Annotated in this window: 18 protein-coding genes; 8 read left to right on the top strand and 10 right to left on the bottom strand. The window is 60.2% G+C overall.

Translation table 11 applies throughout. The features are described from left to right. The first annotated feature begins 171 nt into the window (after nt 1-171). The 3 genes from D3Z90_RS05460 to D3Z90_RS05450 are packed head-to-tail and all read left to right on the top strand — an operon-like array spanning nt 172 to nt 5,930. Complete coding sequence (locus D3Z90_RS05460) at nt 172-1,323, top strand: efflux RND transporter periplasmic adaptor subunit (protein ID WP_136474774.1); 1,152 nt, start codon at nt 172-174, stop codon at nt 1,321-1,323. Nucleotides 1,324-1,326: 3 nt separating this feature from the next. Continuing rightward, entirely contained in the window at nt 1,327-4,479 is a 3,153-nt protein-coding gene (locus tag D3Z90_RS05455) for an efflux RND transporter permease subunit (protein ID WP_136474773.1), read from the top strand. Beyond that, complete coding sequence (locus D3Z90_RS05450) at nt 4,476-5,930, top strand: AdeC/AdeK/OprM family multidrug efflux complex outer membrane factor (protein ID WP_136474772.1); 1,455 nt, start codon at nt 4,476-4,478, stop codon at nt 5,928-5,930. Before D3Z90_RS05455 ends, D3Z90_RS05450 begins: the two co-directional genes overlap by 4 nt. Before the next feature lie 125 nt (nt 5,931-6,055). On the opposite strand, the gene D3Z90_RS05445 is transcribed toward D3Z90_RS05450, so the two are convergent. Beyond that, nucleotides 6,056-6,955, bottom strand: coding sequence for a TauD/TfdA family dioxygenase (locus D3Z90_RS05445; protein WP_136474771.1), 900 nt, complete (start codon nt 6,953-6,955; stop codon nt 6,056-6,058). Between the two features lie 182 nt (nt 6,956-7,137). On the opposite strand from D3Z90_RS05445, the gene D3Z90_RS05440 reads away from it, so the two are divergent. Beyond that, nucleotides 7,138-8,064: a LysR family transcriptional regulator gene (locus D3Z90_RS05440; protein ID WP_136474770.1), complete on the top strand. Its 927-nt coding sequence runs from the start codon at nt 7,138-7,140 to the stop codon at nt 8,062-8,064. Here D3Z90_RS05440 and D3Z90_RS05435 read toward each other — a convergent pair. Continuing rightward, nucleotides 8,021-9,067, bottom strand: a complete 1,047-nt coding sequence (locus D3Z90_RS05435; RefSeq protein ID WP_136474769.1) for an ABC transporter substrate-binding protein — start codon at nt 9,065-9,067, stop codon at nt 8,021-8,023. The two genes, D3Z90_RS05440 and D3Z90_RS05435, sit on opposite strands and share 44 nt — an antisense overlap. A gap of 277 nt (nt 9,068-9,344) precedes the next feature. Here D3Z90_RS05435 and D3Z90_RS05430 point away from each other — a divergent pair, with 277 nt between their 5' ends. Genes D3Z90_RS05430 through D3Z90_RS05420 form a run of 3 tightly spaced genes read left to right on the top strand, consistent with a single transcriptional unit; the run spans nt 9,345 to nt 13,372 of the window. Beyond that, nucleotides 9,345-10,940: an ABC transporter permease gene (locus D3Z90_RS05430; RefSeq protein ID WP_136474768.1), complete on the top strand. Its 1,596-nt coding sequence runs from the start codon at nt 9,345-9,347 to the stop codon at nt 10,938-10,940. Continuing rightward, nucleotides 10,937-11,761 carry an ABC transporter ATP-binding protein gene (locus D3Z90_RS05425; protein WP_136474767.1) on the top strand — a complete coding sequence of 275 codons (825 nt, stop codon included), beginning with the start codon at nt 10,937-10,939 and terminating at the stop codon, nt 11,759-11,761. The genes D3Z90_RS05430 and D3Z90_RS05425 overlap by 4 nt, the downstream gene beginning before the upstream one ends. A 9-nt stretch (nt 11,762-11,770) precedes the next feature. Beyond that, nucleotides 11,771-13,372: an arylsulfatase gene (locus tag D3Z90_RS05420; RefSeq protein WP_136474766.1), complete on the top strand. Its 1,602-nt coding sequence runs from the start codon at nt 11,771-11,773 to the stop codon at nt 13,370-13,372. On the opposite strand, the gene D3Z90_RS05415 is transcribed toward D3Z90_RS05420, so the two are convergent. Next, nucleotides 13,344-14,051, bottom strand: a complete 708-nt coding sequence (locus D3Z90_RS05415; protein WP_136474765.1) for a Crp/Fnr family transcriptional regulator — start codon at nt 14,049-14,051, stop codon at nt 13,344-13,346. The two genes, D3Z90_RS05420 and D3Z90_RS05415, sit on opposite strands and share 29 nt — an antisense overlap. A gap of 90 nt (nt 14,052-14,141) precedes the next feature. On the opposite strand from D3Z90_RS05415, the gene D3Z90_RS05410 reads away from it, so the two are divergent. Continuing rightward, complete coding sequence (locus D3Z90_RS05410; RefSeq protein WP_136474764.1) at nt 14,142-14,657, top strand: DUF962 domain-containing protein; 516 nt, start codon at nt 14,142-14,144, stop codon at nt 14,655-14,657. Nucleotides 14,658-14,694: 37 nt separating this feature from the next. Here D3Z90_RS05410 and pcaC read toward each other — a convergent pair whose 3' ends face one another. The 7 genes from pcaC to D3Z90_RS05375 form a co-directional block, all read right to left on the bottom strand. Continuing rightward, nucleotides 14,695-15,090, bottom strand: coding sequence for a 4-carboxymuconolactone decarboxylase (gene pcaC / locus D3Z90_RS05405; RefSeq protein WP_136474763.1), 396 nt, complete (start codon nt 15,088-15,090; stop codon nt 14,695-14,697). Nucleotides 15,091-15,100: 10 nt separating this feature from the next. Then, nucleotides 15,101-15,892 (bottom strand): 3-oxoadipate enol-lactonase, encoded by a 792-nt coding sequence (gene pcaD / locus D3Z90_RS05400; protein ID WP_136474762.1) that lies wholly within the window; start codon nt 15,890-15,892, stop codon nt 15,101-15,103. Nucleotides 15,893-15,903: 11 nt separating this feature from the next. Beyond that, the gene (locus tag D3Z90_RS05395; RefSeq protein WP_136474761.1) at nt 15,904-17,268 is read right to left on the bottom strand and encodes a 3-carboxy-cis,cis-muconate cycloisomerase; all 1,365 of its coding nucleotides are present in this window, start codon (nt 17,266-17,268) and stop codon (nt 15,904-15,906) included. A gap of 19 nt (nt 17,269-17,287) precedes the next feature. After that, entirely contained in the window at nt 17,288-18,577 is a 1,290-nt protein-coding gene (locus D3Z90_RS05390) for an MFS family transporter (protein WP_136474760.1), read from the bottom strand. Between the two features lie 116 nt (nt 18,578-18,693). Beyond that, the gene (pcaF, locus tag D3Z90_RS05385) at nt 18,694-19,899 is read right to left on the bottom strand and encodes a 3-oxoadipyl-CoA thiolase (RefSeq protein ID WP_178084172.1); all 1,206 of its coding nucleotides are present in this window, start codon (nt 19,897-19,899) and stop codon (nt 18,694-18,696) included. Continuing rightward, nucleotides 19,896-20,675: a CoA-transferase subunit beta gene (locus tag D3Z90_RS05380; protein WP_136474758.1), complete on the bottom strand. Its 780-nt coding sequence runs from the start codon at nt 20,673-20,675 to the stop codon at nt 19,896-19,898. Before D3Z90_RS05380 ends, pcaF begins: the two co-directional genes overlap by 4 nt. Next, nucleotides 20,672-21,532: a CoA transferase subunit A gene (locus D3Z90_RS05375; protein WP_136474757.1), complete on the bottom strand. Its 861-nt coding sequence runs from the start codon at nt 21,530-21,532 to the stop codon at nt 20,672-20,674. The genes D3Z90_RS05380 and D3Z90_RS05375 overlap by 4 nt, the downstream gene beginning before the upstream one ends. Nucleotides 21,533-21,677: the final 145 nt, after the last annotated feature.

The following is a 21,677-nucleotide window of genomic DNA, read 5'->3' as shown; positions in this document are numbered from 1 at the left end:
AATTTCAAGGCTTGCGACAGCCACTGGCATCACGCGCAAGGTATTTACAAACAACCATGAATGTAAGTATATTCCTTAGCAAGCTATTAATCCATATAGACAAATTTATTTCATAGCGCCCCCTTTCCATTATTCTTGAGCGTCTTCAGCTCTTGCGACCCGAGGATCTTCATGCAATTCAAGCCAGCTGTTACCGCTCTGGTATCCGCCGTCGCCCTGGCAACACTGCTCAGCGGCTGTAAAAAGGAAGAGGCTGCGCCTGTCGCGCAAGTTCCTCAGGTCGGCATCGTTACGCTCCAGACTCAAGCCTATACCCTGACCTCCGACCTGCCGGGGCGCACCACTGCGTACCGCATCGCCGAAGTTCGTCCACAGGTCAACGGCATCATTCTCAAACGCCTGTTCAAAGAAGGCAGCGAGGTCAAGGAAGGCCAGCAGCTGTACCAGATCGACCCTTCGGTGTACGAAGCGACCCTGGCCAGCGCCCAAGCCAACTTGCAATCAAGCCGTTCGCTGTCCGAGCGCTACAAGCAACTGGTCGCCGAACAAGCGGTGAGCCGTCAGGAATACGACGACGCGCAAGCCAAACGTTTGCAAGCTGAAGCGGCACTGCGCAGCGCCCAGATCGACTTGCGCTACACCAAGGTCCTGGCACCGCTGAGCGGGCGTATTGGCCGTTCCTCGGTGACCGAAGGTGCGCTGGTCAACAATGGTCAGGCTGACGCGATGGCCGTGATCCAGCAACTCGATCCGATCTACGTCGACGTCACCCAATCCTCGGCCGAGCTGCTCAAGCTGCGCCGCGAGCTGGAAAGCGGCCAGTTGCAGAAAATTGGCGACAACGCGGCCAAGGTCACCCTGACCCTGGAAGACGGCAGCACCTACCGCCAGGAAGGTCGCCTGGAGTTCTCGGAAGTCTCAGTCGACCCAACCACCGGCTCAGTGACGTTGCGTGCCGTATTCCCGAACCCTGAGCACAACCTGCTGCCGGGCATGTTCGTTCATGCGCGCCTGAAGGCCGGGGTCAACGCTCAAGCCATCCTCGCGCCACAACAGGGTGTAACCCGCGACCTCAAGGGCCAGCCAACCGCCCTGGTTGTCAACAAGGAAAACAAGGTTGAGCTGCGTCAGCTTGAAGCCAGCCGTACCGTTGGTAGCGACTGGCTGATCGCCAAAGGCCTGAACGCCGGCGACCGCCTGATCACCGAAGGCTTGCAGTTCGTCAAGCCGGGCGATGAGGTCAAGGTCAGCGAAGCGACCAACGTCAAGCCTGCCCAGCCAACCCAGGCCAATGCAACGACTGCAGGGGCCAAAGGGGAGTAAACCATGTCGAGATTTTTTATCGATCGCCCGATCTTTGCCTGGGTGATCGCTTTGGTGATCATGCTGGTCGGTGCGTTGGCGATCCTGAAGTTGCCAATCAACCAGTACCCCAGCATCGCCCCACCGGCTGTGGCGATCTCCGTGACCTACCCGGGTGCTTCGGCACAAACCGTGCAGGACACCGTGGTTCAGGTTATCGAGCAGCAGCTCAACGGTATCGACAACCTGCGGTATGTATCGTCGGAAAGTAACTCCGACGGCACCATGACCATTACCGCGACCTTCGAACAGGGGACCAACTCCGATACCGCTCAGGTTCAGGTACAGAACAAGCTGAACCTGGCAACGCCACTGCTGCCGCAAGAGGTTCAGCAGCAAGGTATCCGTGTGACCAAGGCAGTGAAGAACTTCCTTCTGGTAATCGGTCTGGTATCTGAAGACGGCAGCATGACCAAGGACGACTTGGCCAACTACATCGTCTCCAACATGCAGGACCCGATCTCGCGAACCGCCGGTGTCGGTGACTTCCAGGTGTTCGGTGCTCAGTACGCAATGCGTATCTGGCTGGATCCGGCCAAGCTGAACAAGTACCAGTTGACCCCGGTCGACGTACGCACCGCGGTATCGGCGCAGAACGTCCAGATTTCCTCTGGTCAGCTTGGCGGCCTGCCGGCCCTGCCGGGTACTCAGCTCAACGCCACCATCATCGGCAAGACGCGTCTGCAGACTGCCGAGCAGTTTGAAAACATCCTGCTCAAGGTCAACCGCGACGGCTCGCAAGTGCGTCTGAAAGACGTAGCTGAAGTCGGTCTTGGCGGTGAGAACTACGCCGTCAGCGCCCAGTTCAACGGCAAGCCGGCCTCGGGTCTGGCGGTCAAGCTGGCAACCGGCGCCAACGCCCTGGATACTGCCAAGGCCCTGCGCAAGACCATCAGCGACCTGGAACCGTTCTTCCCGGAAGGCATGAAGGCGGTATTCCCGTATGACACCACGCCAGTGGTGACCGAATCGATCAGCGGGGTAATCCATACCCTGATCGAAGCGATCGTGCTGGTGTTCCTGGTGATGTACCTGTTCCTGCAGAACTTCCGCGCCACCATCATCACAACCATGACCGTGCCCGTGGTACTGCTCGGCACCTTCGGCATCCTTGCTGCCGCAGGCTTCAGTATCAACACCCTGACCATGTTCGGCATGGTGCTCGCTATCGGCTTGCTGGTGGACGATGCCATTGTTGTGGTGGAGAACGTCGAACGGGTAATGGCCGAGGAAGGCCTGTCACCCAAGGAAGCGACGAAAAAGTCCATGGGCCAGATCCAGGGGGCCCTGGTCGGTATCGCCATGGTGCTTTCCGCTGTATTGCTGCCGATGGCGTTCTTCAGTGGTTCTACCGGGGTAATCTACAAGCAGTTCTCGATCACCATCGTCTCTGCGATGGGACTCTCGGTGCTGGTTGCCTTGATCTTCACCCCAGCGCTGTGCGCGACCATGCTCAAACCAATCGCCAAGGGTGGGCATCATGTCGCCAAGCGCGGCTTCTTCGGCTGGTTCAACCGCAACTTTGACCGCAGCGTAGAGAGCTATGAACGTGGCGTAGGCAACATCCTGCGAAACAAAGCGCCGTACCTGCTGGCCTACCTGCTGATCATGGTCGGCATGATCTGGCTGTTCACCCGTATCCCGACGGCTTTCCTTCCCGAGGAAGACCAAGGCGTACTGTTTGCCCAGGTCCAAACGCCGGCGGGCTCCAGTGCCGAGCGGACCCAGGTGGTGATCGACGAAATGCGCGCTTACCTGCTGGACAAGGAAGCCGATACCGTTGCCTCGGTGTTCACTGTGAACGGCTTCAACTTTGCCGGTCGCGGCCAAAGCTCCGGCATGGCCTTCATCATGCTCAAGCCATGGGAAGAGCGCTCCGCCGAGAACAACGTGTTCAATCTGGCGACCCGCGCCCAGCAGCACTTCTTCACCTTCCGCGATGCCATGGTGTTCGCCTTTGCCCCGCCTGCGGTGCTTGAGCTGGGTAACGCCACCGGTTTCGACGTGTTCCTTCAGGACCGTGCCGGTGTCGGCCACGAAAAACTGATGGAAGCGCGCAACCAGTTCCTCGGCATGGCAGCGCAAAGCAAGATTCTCTCTGCTGTGCGTCCAAACGGCCTGAACGATGAACCGCAGTACCAGTTGACCGTCGACGACGAACGCGCCAGCGCTTTGGGCGTGACCATTGCCGAGATCAACAACACCCTGTCGATTGCCTTGGGTGCGAGTTACGTCAACGACTTCATCGACCGCGGTCGGGTCAAGAAGGTCTACATCCAGGGTGAGTCCGCATCGCGCATGAGCCCAGAAGATCTGCAGAAGTGGTATGTGCGCAATGCCGTTGGCGAGATGGTGCCGTTCTCCTCCTTCGCCAAGGGTGAATGGATCTACGGCCCACCGAAACTTGCGCGCTACAACGGTGTAGAGGCGATGGAAATTCTCGGTGCCCCGGCCCCTGGCTACAGTACCGGTGAAGCCATGCTTGAAGTTGAGCGCATTGCCGCCCAGTTGCCAAAAGGCATCGGTTACTCCTGGACCGGCCTGTCGTACGAGGAACGCCTCTCGGGCTCCCAGGCGCCGGCCTTGTATGCGCTGTCGCTGCTGATGGTGTTCCTGTGTCTGGCAGCGCTGTATGAAAGCTGGTCGATTCCGATCGCGGTCATGCTCGTAGTACCCCTGGGGGTCATTGGTGCGCTGCTGGCCACCAGCCTGCGCGGTCTGTCCAACGACGTGTACTTCCAGGTGGGTCTATTGACCACCATCGGTCTGGCAGCGAAGAACGCGATTCTGATCGTGGAGTTCGCCAAGGAACTGCATGAGCAGGGTCGAAGCCTTACCGATGCAGCGATCGAAGCCTGCCGGATGCGTCTGCGGCCGATCATCATGACCTCGCTGGCGTTCATTCTCGGCGTGGTACCGTTGGCTATCTCCACCGGTGCAGGCTCGGGCAGCCAGCACGCTATCGGTACCGGGGTAATCGGCGGGATGCTGACGGCCACCGTACTGGCGATCTTCTGGGTACCGCTGTTCTTTGTAATGGTGTCGTCGATGTTCAGCAGCAAGAAACCTGAAGAAGACGCCAAACCTGAAACTCCACGCTACGAGGCTGGGCAATGAGTAAGTCCCTTTTGTCCCTGGCGGTAACCGCTTTCATACTTGGCGGCTGCTCGCTGATCCCTGATTACCAGACCCCGGAATCGCCGGTGGCCGCGCAGTGGCCGCAAGGCCCTGCGTATTCACCGACCGAGTCGGCGAATGTCTCGGCCGCCGAGCAGGGCTGGCGTCAGTTTTTCAATGACCCGGCACTGCAGCAGCTGATCCAGACCTCGCTGGTCAACAACCGTGACCTCAAGGTTGCGGCGCTGAACATCGATGCCTACCGGGCCCAGTACCGTATCCAGCGCGCCGACCTGTTTCCGGCAGTCAGCGCCAATGGCAGCGGCAGCCGCCAGCGCATGCCCGGCAACATGACGCAGACTGGCGATTCGGAAATCACCAGTTCATATTCGGCCACGCTCGGTGTAAGCGCCTATGAACTCGACCTGTTCGGTCGGGTTCGCAGCCTCACTGAACAGCAACTGGAAATCTACCTGTCCAGTGAAGAGGCTCGCCGCTCCACCCAGATCGCTCTGGTTGCCAGCGTCGCCAATGCCTATTTCACCTGGCAGGCCGACCAGGCTTTGCTGAAGCTGACCGAAGAAACCCTCAAGACCTATGAGCAAAGCTACGCACTGACCCTGCGCAGCAATGAAGTCGGTGTAGCGTCAGCCCTGGACCTGAGCCAGGCAAGGACGTCGGTCGAAGGCGCCCGGGTCAAGCTGGCCCAGTACCAACGCCTGGTCGCCCAGGATGCGAACAGCCTGGCAGTCCTGATCGGTACCGGCCTGCCCGTCGACCTGCCAGCAGCACAAAACCTGGACAGCGACCTGTTGGCCGAAGTGCCAGCGGGCTTGCCGTCCGACCTGCTGCAACGTCGTCCGGACATCCAGGAAGCCGAACACCTGCTCAAGGCCGCCAATGCCAACATCGGCGCCGCCCGTGCAGCGTTCTTCCCGAGTATCAGCCTGACCGCCAATGCCGGTACCCTGAGTCCGGACATGGACGGCTTGTTCAAGGGCGGCTCCGGAACCTGGCTGTTCCAGCCGCAGATCAATCTGCCGATCTTCAACGCCGGTGCCTTGCGTGCCAGCCTCGACTACTCGAAGATCCAGAAAGACATCAACATCGCCAAGTACGAGAAAACCATCCAGACCGCTTTCCAGGAAGTGTCTGATGGTCTCGCGGCGCGCCGTACCTTCAACGATCAGTTGCAGGCCCAGCGCGATCTGGTCGCCGCCAACCAGGACTACTACCGTCTGGCTGAGCGTCGCTACCGTATCGGTGTCGACAGCAACCTGACCTTCCTCGATGCACAGCGCCAGCTTTTCAACACCCAACAGGCGTTGATCAGTGATCGTCTGTCGCAACTGATCAGTGAGGTCAACCTGTACAAGGCCCTTGGTGGCGGCTGGAACGAGCAGACCGTTCAGGCCCAGCAGCACGCTGCGATCGACTCGTCGAAAAGCTGAATACCTGTTGCGTAATCAAGCCCACCCCAGCGGTGGGCTTTTTTATGGTTCTTCACGGAGTTCCGGGAAGAACCTTTTTATGCCCGCTGCCCCCCTGCACCTACGGTGAGTTTGCCGGACGATCCTTACGCCCCGCGAAGGGTGCGGCTACGCTGCCCCGCGACACCCACCGGTACATCGCCCTGCAAGGTCACCCGGCGCACTACACGGTTCTGGTTGCCGTAGTCATCCACCGCGTAATGCTGGGTAGCGCGGTTGTCCCAGATCGCCACATCACCCGCCTGCCAGCGCCAGCGTACGGTGTTCTCCAAACGCGTGACATGGCTTTGCAGCAGGTTGAACAGGTGTGTGGAATCAAACTGCGAATAGCCTTTCAGGCGTTTGACGAAGTGACCAAGCAGCAAGTGCCTTTCGCCGCTGACTGGGTGTACGCGCACCACCGGGTGCTCGGTTTCGTAGACGGTTGAGGTGAAAATACGACGATAGCTTTCCTGCTGTTCAAGCGTGACATTCGGCTTGGCCGCTGCGTAATCGTATTCGTTACTGTGCACTGCCCACAGTTGATCGGCCAGGGCTTTGAGTTCATCGGGAAGGTCTTGATAAGCGCTAGCAGTGTTGGCCCACACCGTGTCGCCACCTGCTTGCGGCGCGACCACCGAACGCAGGATCGACGCCTTGGGATAGGCATCGACGAAGGTTACATCGGTGTGCCATGAATTGGCCCTGCGCTCGCTGTCCAGTTCCAGGAGAAAGCGCGTGCCTTCACGTACCGGCACCGTAGGGTGTGCAATCGGCTCGCCAAGTAAATGGGCAAAGGCTTCCTGGCCCTGATCGTCGAGATGATGCTGAGCGCGAAAGAAGATCACCTTGTGTTCCACCAACGCGGCCTGAATCGCGTCGATCAGCGCGGGTTCAAGATCAGCGCTCAACTGCACCCCGCGAATCTCGGCGCCGATGCGTCCGGCCACCGGATGAATATCCAACACAGGGTTGATGGCTGCTACGGCGTGTGCGGCATTGCTCATGGTACGACCCTCATCTGGCTGCTCTCGGAAAAATCCCGGCAAAACACTTGCGCTATCTATATGCAAATAAGCTCTAACAGATATTCAATTGCTTCATTTACGGAATAAGAGCTTGCATTTAAAACCTGAGACTTCGTGGCGGCAAATACCTTCGCCGTATTTTTGGAATGCCGGGAAAGCATATGGATCTTCGCCAACTGCGTTACTTCATCGCCCTTACTGAACACCGCAGTTTTGTCCGCGCGGCCGATGCCATGGGCATCACTCAACCCGCCTTCAGCCGCAGCATCCAAGGCCTGGAACACGAGTTTGGCTGTGTGCTGGTTGACCGCGGCAACAAGGACTTGCGTCCCACGCCCGAAGGCCAGGTGGTACTGCAGCACGCTTTGCGACTGGTCCAGGGTGCTGCGCAATTGAGTTGTGAAGTGCTGCAGATGACCAAACTCGATGCTGGCGAGTTGCACTTCGGCTGCGGGCCGGCACCGGCGGTGAATTTGGTGCCTCAGGCATTGGCCCGGTTTCTCCATGCCCACCCAAAAGTACAAACCCGCCTTGAGGTAGACAACTGGGAGAAACTCAGTCGCGCGCTGAATCGAGAGGAAATCGAATTTTTCATTGCCGATATCCGCCAGTTCGAGGCTGACCCGAACTTCCAGACCTTGCCATTGAGCGCCCGTCGCGGCCTGTTTTTCTGCCGCCCTGGGCACCCATTGCTGGCCAAGGACAGCGTGTCGACCAACGATATGTTCGATTACCCGTTGGCCACCACGCTGATTCCGCCAGGAGTGCGCAAGCTGCTGGCCAACCTCAGCGGCAAGACAGACTTTACCCCGCAATTGCTCACCGAGCACTTGCCGACCCTGGTGAGACGAGTGCTCGACAGCGATGCCATCGGCATCGGCACCGAGGAAGCCTTTGCCGAGGACATCCAGCAAGGCCGCCTGGTACGTCTGCACTGGCGCAACCTGCCGGCCAACCTCGACAGCCTCAATGCCCGCTGCGGCATTGTCAGCCGCAGCGGTTATCGCCTGTCGCCAGCGGCGCGGGCAATGATCGACACCTTGATCAGCCTCGATCAGCAGCCTGCGCTACAGGGACTGGCCGGATAGCCTGGGGGGCCAGCCACTGGCTCACCTGGAATGGCTTGCGGATCAGGCGCTGGGCAGCGGCGAGATCGACAGAGGCTTGAAGCTGGTCGAGAAAGGGTTGATCAAGGCTGGAGCGGAAGGTGAATTCGAGCGTTTCGTCCTGCAAGTCACGTTGCAGGATCACCGGCGGATAGCTCGCCAGCCCCGAGACCAGCTCAATATAGGCCTGTTTGTTGCTCTCATCGCTCAACCACTGCACCGCCTGCTGCTGGGCCGCGAGCAGGCGCTGAACCAGTTGCGGGTGAGCATCGACGAAGGCACCGGAACCCACCAGCACGGCCTGGATGCTGCCCGCTCCACCCAGGTCCCTGGTGTTGAGCGGCAGCTCGGCAAGCCCGCGCTCCTGCAGCGCGGTCAAGCCAGACAGGCCCCAGGTTGCGTCTATTTGCCTGGCCGCCAAGGCGGCAACCGATGCATTGAAATCAAGATTGATGATCTTCAAGTCCTTTTCGCTCAGGCCCTGACTAGCCAGGGCAGCATCGAAGGACAACTGGCTGGCGGTACCACGGAAAATCGCCACGCGCTTGCCCTTGAGGTCCTGCAAGGTCTTGATGCCACTGCCCGGTGAAACGCCCAGGTAGTGCTTGATGCCGCGCCCAGTAGAAGCCAGCAAGCGCGTGTCGACGCCATTGGCCTTGCCGATGATCGCAGCCAGGTCGCCCAGGTAAGCGAAGTCGACCTGGCCATTGGCAAAGGCTTCGTTGATGACCGGCCCTGCTCCCTTGAAGTAGTTCCACTGGATCTTGATGCCGTCGGCAGCGAAAGCTTTTTCCAGCAATTCCTGGGTGCGCAGCACATCGGTGATTCCGCCTCCAGAGTGCTGGGGACCGGCACTCAGATCGGGTACGGCAATGCGTATTTCGCGGACCTCAACGGCCTGCGCCAGTGGCGGTAGCCAACCCACCACCGCAGCCAGGGCGGGAGCGGCAAACAAACTGAAAACACGACTAATCGACAGGTTCATGGCGGACGACTCCTTGTAGTGATGCGTCCACGCTACGCACAACTGCAAAGATCAAATAAATACTAATAAATTACATTTTAATAACTTAATAACATAAACAAGCACTGCCGGGCCTTACCTTGGCCATGCATGACAGACAAAAAAAATATGCCTTCAAGGCATTGGACCTGCGCATTTTGGCCTGCTTTAAATGTTCTCTTATCACCTATTCGAATTTATTTTTTAAAAAATATACCCGAAAGGAATATGAACATAGCCAGTCCACGGAGATCCGCCCATGGCCCGAGCATCACTTTCCAGTCTATCCCTGCCTGCACCGGCGACACGTATGCGTGTTTTCGGCGCCGTGTACTGGGCGCGTCTGCAGGCCTGGTATCTACCGTTGGGTCTGGCTGCACTGTGGTGGCTGGCCAGTCGCAACCTGTGGATGAGTGAGCAAATTTTGCCAGCTCCGAGCCTGGTCTGGCACAGCGCCCGGGAACTGGCTCACGGTGAGTTGTGGGCGCATCTGAGTATCAGCCTGCAGCGGCTGCTGATCGGTCTGCTGGCAGGGGTCAGCTGCGGGGCACTACTGGGCGCGTGGCTGGGTTTCAGCCGTCGTGCCGAGCGCTTGATACTGCCGACGTTCAATGCCCTGGCGCAGATCCCGACGCTGGCCTGGGTGCCGTTGTTCATGGTGCTGTTCGGCATTGGCGAGTTGCTTAAGCTGGTCGTGCTGGTCAAGGCGATCATCGTGCCGGTGACCCTGCATACCTTGGTAGGCGTGCGTGACGCGCAACCACGCCTGCGCGAAGCGGCTGCGGTACTCAAACTTCCACGCCGGTTATTGATCACCCGGTTGATCCTGCCCGCAGCGTTGCCGGCTTTTCTCGCCGGGGTACGCCTGGCGCTCGCCACCGGCTGGTCTTCGCTGTTGGCCGTTGAGCTGCTCGCCTCCAGCGAGGGCATCGGCTATTTGATGGTGTGGGCGCGGCAATTGTTCATGCTCGACATCGTTTTTGTCTGCATCGCAGTTATCGGCCTGATTGGTTTTGTCATGGACCGTGGCCTCGGCTGGCTGGATCGGCGCCTGGTGTATTGGCCGCATCCACCCGGCGCCGAACTGCGGGTCCAACCTCTACAGGGCAGAGAACGCTTGCAGGCGTTGTTGTTGCCACTGGCGCTACTGCTCATCTGGCAGTTGGCCAATCAGTGGCAATGGGTCGACAGCAACATTCTGGTGGCACCGCAGCAGGTGCTGAGCACGGCCTGGAACGGTGTCGTGGACGGCACCCTCAGCGCCGCCCTGGCGGTGAGTGTCGGGCGCGCCCTGTCCGGCTTGCTGCTCGGTGGCGGCCTCGGTTTTGCCCTGGGCCTGTGGTTGGGTTTGTCGCACCGCGCCGAACGCCTGCTCGGGCCCAGCCTTGCCGGCCTGCGGCAGATCGCGATCTTCGCCTGGGTGCCATTGCTCACCGCCTGGTTCGGTCTTGGAGAGCTGGCCAAATGGGTATTTGTCGGCCTGGCAGCGTTCTTTCCCTTGTTCATCGCCACCCAGCGCAGCGTTGCCAACCGCTCACCACAACTGGATGAAGCGGCGCGGGTGCTGCATCTGAATTTGCCGCAACGGCTGATGCGCCTGGTGCTGCCGGGGGCGGCACCGGGGATCTTCGCCGGTCTGCGCGTGGGCCTGATTTATGCCTGGCTGGGCACCATCGGTGCCGAGTACTTCATGCCCTCCGGTGGCGGTATCGGCAGCCTGATGATCGGCGCCCAGCAACTGCTGCGCATGGACCTGATCATGGCCGGCATGCTTCTGGTCGGCCTCACCGGCGCGCTGTTAGGCGCTCTCGGTCAATACATCGAATCGCGCGCCACGCGCTGGAGACGAGCATGAATGCCATTGCCCACGCTTTAGTCAGTTTCAATCAGGTCGGTAAACACTTCGCCGTAGCAGGTGGAGAGCTTGAGGCCATCCGAGATTTCAACCTGCAGATCGCCGACGGCGAGTTCGTGGCCATTGTCGGCGCCAGCGGCTGCGGAAAGTCCACTTTGCTGCGTCTGCTGATCGGCCTGGACGACGATTATCAGGGGCAGATCCTGATCGACGGCCAGGCGCTTAACGGCATAGGCAGCGAGCGCGGCATCGTGTTTCAGGAGCATCGATTGTTCCCTTGGCTGACGGTGCGCGAAAACATTGCCCTGGGCCTGGTCAATCACTCCCTGACGCGCCCTGAACGCGAGCAACGGATCGCTGAGTACATTGCCCTGGTCGGCTTGCAGGACTTCAGCCAGGCCTATCCGCACCAACTCTCCGGGGGGATGGCCCAACGCGTGGCTATCGCCCGTGGCCTGGTTGCCAGCCCGCGCATCCTGCTGCTCGATGAACCTTTCGGCGCCCTTGATGCGCTGACCCGACAACAGATGCAGGAAGAGCTGTTGGCGATCCGCGAACGCTCCCGCGTCACCACCTTGCTGGTCACCCACGATGTCGAAGAAGCGCTGTTCCTGGCCGACCGGGTAGTGGTTCTGGAGCCACGCCCGGGGCGCATCAAGCGCATCAACAGCGTCGACCTGCCTCACCCACGTCAACGATCCAGTTATGAATTTCATCGTCTGCGCGAAGCGCTGCTGCATGAACTGACGGCCGACGACCGTTACTTGCCGCCCGCCCCCATACACATCCACAACCTGCCGCTTTCCTACCTAGCCTATTGAGAACCAACCATGAGCCAACGCCCCAACTTTCTGGTCATCGTTGCCGATGATCTGGGATTCTCCGACCTCGGCGCCTTCGGCGGCGAGATCGCCACACCGAATCTGGACTCCCTGGCCACTGCCGGCCTGCGCCTGACCGACTTCCACACAGCGCCAACCTGTTCGCCCACCCGCTCGATGCTGCTTACCGGTACCGACCACCATATTGCCGGTATTGGCACTATGGCCGAAGCCCTGACCCCAGAGCTGATCGGTAAACCGGGCTATGAGGGCTATCTCAATGATCGAGTGGTTGCCCTGCCGGAGCTGCTGCGCGAAGCGGGCTATCAGACGCTGATGAGTGGCAAGTGGCACCTGGGCCTCAAAGCCGAGCTGGCACCCCATGCTCGTGGTTTCGAGCGTTCCTTCGCGCTGCTGCCGGGTGCCGCCAACCACTACGGTTTCGAGCCCACCTACGATGAGCAAACGCCGCGCCTGCTCAAATCCACCCCGGCGCTGTATATCGAGGACCAGACCTTCATCGAGCAATTGCCGGAAGACTTCTATTCCTCCGACGCCTTTGGCGACAAATTGCTGCACTACCTCAAGGAACGCGATCAGAGCCGACCTTTCTTCGCCTACCTGCCCTTCTCCGCTCCGCACTGGCCATTGCAGGCGCCCGCCGAAGTGGTTGCCCGCTACAAAGGCCGCTACGATGCAGGTCCTGCGGTACTGCGCCAGGAACGCCTGGATAAACTACGTCAACTCGGTCTGATCAAGGCCGACACCCGCGCCCACCCGGTGGACGATCACTGGGAGAAGCTCAGCGATGAGCAACGCCAACGCTCGGCGCGGTCCATGGAGGTCTACGCGGCGATGGTCGAGCGCATGGACTGGAACATTGGCCGAGTACTGGATTACCTGCGCAATCAGGGGCAGTTGGACAACACCCTGGTGTTGTTCATGTCCGACAACGGCGCCGAAGGCGCGCTGCTGGAAGCCTTCCCCAAATTCGGTCCGCATCTGGCCAGCTATCTGGATCAGCATTACGACAACAGCCTGGAAAACATCGGCCGCGCCAACTCCTATGTCTGGTACGGCCCTCAATGGGCGCAGGCGGCGACCGCTCCTTCGCGCTTGTACAAGGCCTTTACCAGCGAAGGTGGAATCCGCGTTCCTGCGCTGGTGCACTACCCGGCGCTGTCACGCCAGGGACAAATCAGCCATCAGTTCAGCACGGTGATGGACATCACGCCGACCCTGCTCGACCTCGCCGGCGTTCGTCATCCCGGTACGCGCTGGCACAGTCGTGATGTCGCGGCACTGCGCGGCAAGTCGTGGCTCGGCTATCTGTCTGGTGAAACCGAACAGATACACGACGAACACACCGTCACCGGCTGGGAGCTATTCGGCCGTCGGGCGATCCGCCAAGGCCAGTGGAAAGCCGTGTACATCCCTGGACCGGTGGGGCCGGCCACCTGGCAGTTGTACGACCTGAGCAACGACCCAGGAGAGATCGACGACCTGGCCCTGGCACAACCTGCCAAGCTCGAGGCGCTGCTTGCGCAGTGGCAGAAGTATGTTGAGGAAACCGGCGTGATCCTTAGCGAATCACCGTTCCAACCGGATTAGCCAAGGCCTGCAGACGGGCGGGATCGAGAATCTCGATCTCGCCATACCCCAGCCGTAGCGCCCCGTCCTGTTGCAATGACTTGAGAATCTGATTGGTGGTCTGGCGCGACAGCGACAGCATCAACGCCAGTTGCTCTTGTGAAAGCTGCAATACCCGTCGGCTATCATTCATTTCACCGTAACCGGCGGCGATCTGCAGCAGCCGATGGGCCACGCGCGGTGCGGCAGCCAACAGGCTTTGCTGCTCCAGTGCGACAAACACCAGGCGCAACTTCTGGCTCATCAGCAAGGCAAAATCGCGCCAATACCCAGGTTGCTGCGCCAGCAAGGCAAGCAGCGCCGCCTGCGGTATCCAGAGCAGATTCACCCCGCCTTCAGCCTGGGCATCATGGGTGCGCGGCTGACCGTCGAACAGGCTTATTTCCCCAAACCACTGCGGTGCTTCCACCAAGGTCAACAGGGCCTCCTTGCCCTCGCTGCTGACCGCGCCCACGCGCATGCTGCCAGACAGCACCGCGTATAACCCGCACGGTGCATCACCGCGCTGGAACAGCACCTGCCCCGGAGCCAGCGCTCGCAGGCGGGCCGACCGCAGCAGGCTATCCTGAAGGGATAAGGGCAGGTGCTTGAACCAGTGGCCTTGGATCATGCACTGGTGCCACGTGGGATCGGTGCTCATAACGCCTCGAAGGTCAACTCTGTCGGCTAGGCGACAGACAGCCGGAATAGGTACAGGGCATGCTCATTTCACCCTTCAGGAGGAACAATAATGAAAAACCTCGTTGAATACCTCAGTCAGTATGCTGCCTACCACCGTGACCCGCGCAACATTGCCACCCATTTCGTCGGCATCCCGATGATCGTGGTCGCCGTGACAGTGCTGCTGTCGCGGCCTGGCCTGGACATCGCGGGCATGTGGCTGTCGCCCGCCTTGCTGGTGGCCTTGCTGACAGCCTGGTTCTACCTGCGCCTGGATCAACAGTTCGGTCTGATCATGGCGTTGCTGCTGGGCTTGTGCCTGTGGGCTGGTCAGGCGCTGGCGCTGCAAAGCACCCTGGTCTGGTTGAGTGCCGGGCTGGGATTGTTTGTCCTCGGCTGGATAATCCAGTTTGTCGGGCACTACTATGAAGGCCGCAAGCCGGCATTCGTGGATGATCTCAGCGGCCTGATCGTCGGGCCATTGTTCGTGGTCGCCGAGCTGGCATTTCTGCTGGGAATGCGGCCGGAGTTGAAACAGGCCATCGAAAACAATGCCGGGCCGGTGGCGCTGATGCCTGGCCGGTAGGAGCGGGTTTGCCCCGCTCCGGTGGGATGTGTGAGCGTTACTCGGCTCGCGACTCGACGCCCAGTTCATCCCACACTGACTCAGCCAGGTGGAACGTCGCGTTGGCCGCAGGAATACCGCAGTAGATTGCGCTCTGCATCAGCACTTCCTTGATCTCCTCGCGGGTAACGCCATTGCTGGCGGCGGCGCGCAGGTGCAGCTTGAGCTCATCATTGCGGTTCATGCCGATCAGCATGGCAATGGTGATCAGGCTGCGGGTGTGCCGTGGCAGACCCGGGCGTGTCCAGATATCCCCCCAGGCGTGGCGAGTGATCATTTCCTGGAACTCGCCGTTGAAGTCCGTTAGGTTGTTCAGGCTGCGATCGACATGGGCGTCGCCAAGCACCGCACGACGCACCTTCATGCCTTCTTCATAGCGTTGTTTTTCGTCCACCAAATGCTCCTCAGCGGGCCAGCAGAAAATCGATTACCCGACGGCTGAACGGCTCGCCGACTTCGACATTGGACAAGTGCGCAGCATGGAACTCGGCGTACTCGGCGCCCTGCACGTTCTCTTGGATGAACAACCCGCCCGCAGGCGGTGTGACCGCATCATGGCTGCCGGAGATCACCAGCAACGGTACGTTGATCTCACCCAGTTGATCACGGAAGTCGGCATCACGTACCGCCCCGCAGTTGGCCGCATACCCTAGCGGTGAGGTGGCGGCGAGCATGTCGGTGATGCGCTTGGCCTGATCGGGATTGCTCGATGAATAGGCGGGCGTGAACCAGCGCTCGATAGAGGCATCACGCAAGCCGACCATGGCTTGCTTGCCGTCGCGCAAGACCATTTCGATGCGCGGATTCCAGGTGTCCGGCGAGCCGATCTTGGCCGCCGTGTTGCAGACGATCAAGCGGTCAAGGCGCTCGCCAGCATTGATCCCCAGCCATTGTCCGATCAAACCGCCCATGGACAAGCCGCAGAAATGCGCACGGTCGATGTTCAAGGCATCGAGCAGCGCCAGTACATCCTGGCCCAGTTGCTCGATGCTATAAGGTCCTTCGGTTATCAGCGAGCCACCATGACCACGGGTGTCATAACGCAATACGCGAAAATGCGCGGCCAAGGCCGGAACCTGGGTATCCCACATATGCAGGTCGGTGCCCAGGGAGTTGGACAACACCAACACCGGCGCGCCCTCGGGACCCTCGAGTTGATAATGTAGTGCGCCATCGGCGAGTTGTACCTGTGCCACTGCAGCCTCCTTCAAGCATTGAAACGGTGATGTTCGGCCAACGCTCGCTCGACCCAGGCACGTGCCTGGCCGAGGTAGTGGGCCGGATCGAGCAGGCGATCAAGTTCGTCCGCACCAAGTTCTGCGCTCACCTGTGGATCGTCGCCGAGCACGGCGCGCAGGTGGCGCTGTTCAGCTACTGCACGTTTGCAGCAGGTTTCCAGCAAATGGTGAGCGGTATCGCGCCCCAGGCGTTGCGCCAGCACGATACTGACTGCCTCGGCCAGCACCAGCCCCTGGGTCAGGTCGAGGTTCTGGCGCATGCGCGCTGCATCCACTTGCAACCCATCGGCAATGATCTGTGCCTGGCGCAATGCCCCCGAGACCAGGCAGCAGATGTCCGGCAGGGTTTCCCATTCGGCATGCCACAAACCCAGGCTGCGTTCGTGCTCCTGTGGCATGGCGGCAAACAGTGTGGACACCAGGCCCGGCACCCGCGTTGCAGCACCAATGAGCACTGCAGCCCCCACCGGGTTACGTTTATGCGGCATGGTCGAGGAACCACCTTTGCCCGGCGCCGACGGCTCGAACACCTCGGCCGCTTCGGTCTGCATCAGCAGGCTGATGTCGCGCCCCATCTTGCCCAGGCTACCGGCAATCAGGCCGAGCACCGAGGCGAACTCGACCAGACGATCGCGCTGGGTGTGCCACGGCTGCTCCGGTAGCTGCAGACCCAACTGACGAGCCAGTTCCTCGGCTACCGGCAAAGCCTTGTCGCCAAGCGCCGCCAAGGTGCCGGAAGCACCACCGAACTGCACCGTGAGCAAACGAGGCTTGAGCTCCTGCAGGCGCTGACGATGACGGGTCAAGGCCCCCAGCCAACCGGCGATTTTCATGCCCAGGGTAACCGGCGTTGCATGTTGCAACCAGGTGCGTCCGGCCAGGGGCGTGTCGGCATGCGTCGCGGCCTGCAACGCCAGGGATTCGCCAAGGTGCAGCAGGTCTCGCTCGATCAGCGTCAGCGCCTGACGCAGTTGCAGGACCAATCCGCTGTCCATTGCATCCTGACTGGTGGCGCCCAGGTGCACATAGCGTTCGGCTTCGGCGACATCGGCGGCGATGACCTTGCCCAGCGCCTTGACCAACGGAATTGCCGAGTTACCGGCCGTAGCAATGGCCTCGGCCAACGCGACGAAATCATAGCGCCCGGCCTGACAGGCAGCCTCGATCGGTGCCACCGCCAGCGGGGGAATCACCCCTACAGCCGCCTCGGCGCGGGCCAGGGCAGCTTCGAAGTCGAGCATGCCCTGCACTCGTCCCTGATCGGAAAACACCTCACGCATGTCAGTTGCGGTGAAGTAGGCATCGAACAGCTGATTGCCCGGTCGCGGGTTCATCTACAAGTCCTTCAACAGGTCAATGGTCGTGGTGCAGATAGGCGGCCTGCTTCGGCAGGCGCAGGCTGAACAGAAAGGCAATGGCCATCATGACGGTAACGTACCAGTAAAAGGTATTTTCCATCCCGATCGACTTGAGCCCCAATGCCACATATTCAGCGGAACCGCCAAACATTGCATTGGCCACGGCGTAAGCCAGGCCCACGCCCAGGGCACGCACCTGCGGCGGGAACATCTCGGCTTTGACCAGCCCACTGATCGAGGTATAGAAACTGACGATGCACAGCGCCAAGGTGATCAATACGAACGCCAGCAACGGACTGGTGACCGTCTTCAGGGCCATCAAGATCGGTACCGTAAACAAGGTACCCAAGGCGCCGAACAGCAACATCGAATTGCGCCGGCCAATGCGGTCCGAGAGCATGCCGAACAACGGCTGCATACACATATACAAGAACAGCACCCCGGTCATGATGAAGCTCGCGGTCTTGGCGCTCATGCCTGCGGTGTTCACCAAATACTTCTGCATGTAGGTGGTGAAGGTGTAGAAAATCAACGAACCACCAGCGGTGTAGCCGAGCACGGTGATAAAGGCTGCCGCATGGTTGCGAAACAACCCGGAAATACTGCCAGCCTCTTTGTCGTTTCGGGTTTCAGCGCTGCTGGTTTCTTCCAGCGAGCGACGCAGGAACAACGAAATCACCGCAGCGACGGCGCCCACCACGAATGGAATCCGCCAGCCCCAGGCACGCAGCTCATCCTCGCTGAGCAGCTGTTGGAGGATGACCACCACCAGCACCGCCAGCAACTGGCCGCCGATCAGGGTCACGTATTGGAACGAGGCAAAGAAGCCGCGCTGACCGCGAAGGGCCACTTCACTCATGTAAGTGGCAGTGGTGCCATATTCACCGCCTACCGACAGGCCTTGAAACAGCCGCGCCAGCAACAACAGCGCCGGTGCCCAGGCGCCAATCGAGGCGTAGGTCGGCAAACAGGCAATGACCAAGGAACCGGCGCACATCATCAGCACCGAGATCATCATAGAATTCTTGCGGCCGTGGCGGTCAGCCACCCTGCCGAACAGCCAGCCACCAATGGGGCGCATCAGAAACCCGGCAGCAAACACCCCTGCGGTGTTGAGCAACTGCACGGTTGGGTCGTCGGAAGGAAAAAAGGCCGGGGCAAAATAGATCGCGCAGAAGGCATAGACATAAAAGTCGAACCATTCCACCAAATTGCCCGAGGAGGCGCCGACGATGGCGAAAATACGCTTGCTGCGCTCTTCACCCGTGTAATAGGTAGAAGTCATGGCATTTCACTCTTGGAGGGTTACTGAAGTCTAGACACAATCAGTAACACCTCGTTCCACGAACAATCCCCCGCCAGAGCGCCCCTGCTTGGAGGATGCCCTTACGGAGGATTGAATTACACCCGCTCGATAGCCAAAGCCAAGCCCTGACCCACGCCTACACACATAGTCGCCAGGCCTTTGCGTCCGCCGCTTTTCTCCAACTGATGCATGGCCGTGAGGATCAAGCGCGCGCCACTCATACCCAGCGGGTGCCCCAGGGCAATCGCGCCGCCATTAGGATTGACCTGTGGCGCATCATCGGCCAGCCCCAGTTCACGCAGCACGGCCAAGCCTTGGCTGGCGAAGGCTTCGTTCAGCTCAATCACATCGAAATCACTGACCGCCACACCGAGACGCTCGGTCAGTTTGCGCACCGCGGGCACCGGACCAATGCCCATCACGCGCGGGGCGACGCCCGCACTGGCCATACCCAATATCCGCGCACGCGGGGTCAGGCCGTGCTTTTTCACCGCCTCAGCCGACGCCAACAACAGCGCGGCGGCGCCGTCGTTGACCCCAGAAGCGTTGCCGGCAGTGACGGTTTTGTCTGGGCCGTTGACCGGTTTGAGGCGGGTCAGAGCCTCGAGGGTCGTGTCGGCTCGAGGATGCTCGTCCTGCTCAACCAACGTTTCGCCCTTTTTGTGGGCGATATGCACAGCGACGATTTCTTCGGCAAAGTAGCCTGCGGCCTGGGCGGCAGCGGTTCGCTGCTGGCTGCGCAAGGCGAAGGCGTCCTGGTCGGCACGCGACACTTGGTAATCATCGGCGACGTTGTCAGCCGTCTGAGGCATGGCATCGACGCCATACTGGGCCTTCATCAACGGATTGATGAAACGCCAGCCAATGGTGGTGTCTTCCAGCTTCATGTTGCGCGAGTAAGCACTGTCGGCCTTACCCATGACAAACGGAGCGCGTGACATCGACTCGACGCCCCCGGCAATCGCCAACTCCATTTCGCCGCTGGCAATGGCACGAAATGCCGTGCCGACCGCGTCCATGCCCGAGGCGCAAAGACGGTTGAGGGTGACCCCGGGTACGCTGTCCGGCAGGCCGGCCAGTAATAGCGCCATTCGCGCAACGTTGCGGTTGTCTTCACCGGCCTGGTTGGCGCAGCCGAGGAACACTTCGTCGACCTGATCCCAATGCACCTGCGGGTTGCGCTCGATCAATGCCTTGATCGGTACGGCTGCCAGGTCATCGGCACGTACACCGGCCAGGGCGCCGCCGAAACGGCCAATGGGGGTGCGAATGGCGTCGCAGATAAATACTTCACGCATCATGCTTCTCCTGGCGCTTGGCCATGAGCGGCCGCGGTACGCGCTTCCAGGTCACGCAAGGCGCTGAGCTCGACTTCAGTCGGTTCGGCGGTGATCTGGACGTTATCGGCAAAACGAATAGCCCAGCCAGTGGCTGCAATAACTTGCTCACGGGTCACGCCAGGGTGGATCGCGGTCACGACGAACTCATGGGTATCCGCTTCCGGTTCCATGATGCACAGGTCGGTGATGATTCCCACCGGCCCGTCGCCCGGCAGCCCCAGACGCTTGCGGGAATCGCCACCTTCGCCGTGGCCGACCGAGGTAATGAAGTCGAGCTTGTCGACGAAGGCACGGTTGGACTGTTTGAGGATGATCAGCACCTGTTTGGCGGAGCCGGCAATCTCCGGCGCGCCACCGGCACCTGGCAAGCGCACCTTAGGCTGATGGTAATCACCGACTACCGTGGTATTGATGTTGCCGAAGCGGTCCACTTGAGCTGCGCCCAGAAAGCCCACATCGATACGCCCACCCTGCAACCAGTAACGGAAGATTTCGCCGGTCGGCACCACAGTGTCGGCAGTTTCGGCCAACTCACCGTCACCAATCGAGAGCGGCAGGACACTGGGTTTGGCGCCAATCGGACCGGATTCATAGATCAGTACCACATCCGGAGAAGACGTCAGCCGCGCCAGGTTGGCAGCCTTGGACGGCAGGCCAATGCCCACGAAGCACACGGCACCATTGCGCAGACGACGGGCTGCGGCGACGGTCATCATTTCATTGGTGGAGTAGCTCATTGTGCAGCCTCCGAAGCGCTGGCCAGTTTTGCCTTGAATTCATTGAAATCGGCGGTGCCGCGAATGTATTCGTCGATCCAGGCGGTGAAGACCTCGCGATTGCGCGCAATCGGATCCCAGGCCTGGTAGAAACGATTGTCTCGCTCGTAATAGCCATGCGCGTAGGATGGGTGCGCACCACCAGGCACCAGACAGACCGCCGAAAGTGCCCAGGTAGGCAGCACACAGGCGTTCATCGGCGCCTTGAGGTCATCGACAATTTCTTCGACAGTGACGATGCAACGCTTGGCCGCCAGTGCTGCCTCTTTCTGTACACCAAGGATGCCCCAGAGCAGCACGTTGCCTTTGCGGTCGGCCTTCTGTGCGTGAATCACGGTGACATCCGGGCGAACCGAAGGAACGGCGGCAAGCACTTCACCGGTAAACGGGCAGGTCACGCTCTTGATCAGCGGGTTGACCTTGGGCAGATCGGAGCCGGCATAAGCGCGCAACACAGCAAAAGGCAGGCCCGAGGCACCGGCAACATAGGCGTTGGCCAGGTCGGCATGGCTGTGCTCTTCGATTTCCATCGCCTGCGGCCATTGCTTTTCGACGGCATCGCGCAAACGGTGCAACGAGCCGACACCGGGGTTGCCACCCCAGGAGAAAATCAGTTTGCGAGCACAGCCGGCGCCGATCAGTTGATCGTAAATCAAGTCAGGAGTCATACGTACCAGGGTCAGATCTTTCTTGCCCTGACGAATGATTTCATGCCCAGCGGCAGTCGGAATCAAATGCGTAAAGCCTTCGAGGGCGACACTGTCACCGTCATGGACGAATTGCTTCACGGCGTCGTGGAGCGAGAGAATTTCAGCCATTGCAGACTCCTGGATATGCTGAGTCGAGGTCGGTGTGCAAGGCGCCTGGCGCGGCGCCGGTAGGTCTTCAGATTAAGACGGGGCTGGGGCCGGTACAATCCGATAATCGACTAACTGTTCGATTATCGAACCAATTGTTACCCTG

This window comes from Pseudomonas sp. DG56-2, assembly GCF_004803755.1.
Classification (GTDB): Bacteria; Pseudomonadota; Gammaproteobacteria; order Pseudomonadales; family Pseudomonadaceae; genus Aquipseudomonas; species Aquipseudomonas auratipiscis.
The sequence above is the reverse complement of the archived record's forward strand: the minus strand, read 5'-3'. Positions and strand labels throughout refer to the sequence as shown.

Bases quoted from the DNA above. Each gene is read 5' to 3' on its own strand.
- D3Z90_RS05380 (WP_136474758.1), bottom strand. From the start codon at position 20,675: ATGAGCTACTCCACCAATGAAATGATGACCGTCGCCGCAGCCCGTCGT.
- D3Z90_RS05460 (WP_136474774.1), top strand. From the start codon at position 172: ATGCAATTCAAGCCAGCTGTTACCGCTCTGGTATCCGCCGTCGCCCTG.
- D3Z90_RS05435 (WP_136474769.1), bottom strand. From the start codon at position 9,067: ATGAACCTGTCGATTAGTCGTGTTTTCAGTTTGTTTGCCGCTCCCGCC.
- D3Z90_RS05375 (WP_136474757.1), bottom strand. From the start codon at position 21,532: ATGGCTGAAATTCTCTCGCTCCACGACGCCGTGAAGCAATTCGTCCAT.
- D3Z90_RS05425 (WP_136474767.1), top strand. From the start codon at position 10,937: ATGAATGCCATTGCCCACGCTTTAGTCAGTTTCAATCAGGTCGGTAAA.
- pcaF (WP_178084172.1), bottom strand. From the start codon at position 19,899: ATGATGCGTGAAGTATTTATCTGCGACGCCATTCGCACCCCCATTGGC.
- D3Z90_RS05445 (WP_136474771.1), bottom strand. From the start codon at position 6,955: ATGAGCAATGCCGCACACGCCGTAGCAGCCATCAACCCTGTGTTGGAT.
- D3Z90_RS05390 (WP_136474760.1), bottom strand. From the start codon at position 18,577: ATGACTTCTACCTATTACACGGGTGAAGAGCGCAGCAAGCGTATTTTC.
- D3Z90_RS05455 (WP_136474773.1), top strand. From the start codon at position 1,327: ATGTCGAGATTTTTTATCGATCGCCCGATCTTTGCCTGGGTGATCGCT.
- D3Z90_RS05450 (WP_136474772.1), top strand. From the start codon at position 4,476: ATGAGTAAGTCCCTTTTGTCCCTGGCGGTAACCGCTTTCATACTTGGC.
- D3Z90_RS05395 (WP_136474761.1), bottom strand. From the start codon at position 17,268: ATGAACCCGCGACCGGGCAATCAGCTGTTCGATGCCTACTTCACCGCA.
- D3Z90_RS05440 (WP_136474770.1), top strand. From the start codon at position 7,138: ATGGATCTTCGCCAACTGCGTTACTTCATCGCCCTTACTGAACACCGC.
- D3Z90_RS05420 (WP_136474766.1), top strand. From the start codon at position 11,771: ATGAGCCAACGCCCCAACTTTCTGGTCATCGTTGCCGATGATCTGGGA.
- D3Z90_RS05415 (WP_136474765.1), bottom strand. From the start codon at position 14,051: ATGAGCACCGATCCCACGTGGCACCAGTGCATGATCCAAGGCCACTGG.
- D3Z90_RS05410 (WP_136474764.1), top strand. From the start codon at position 14,142: ATGAAAAACCTCGTTGAATACCTCAGTCAGTATGCTGCCTACCACCGT.
- D3Z90_RS05430 (WP_136474768.1), top strand. From the start codon at position 9,345: ATGGCCCGAGCATCACTTTCCAGTCTATCCCTGCCTGCACCGGCGACA.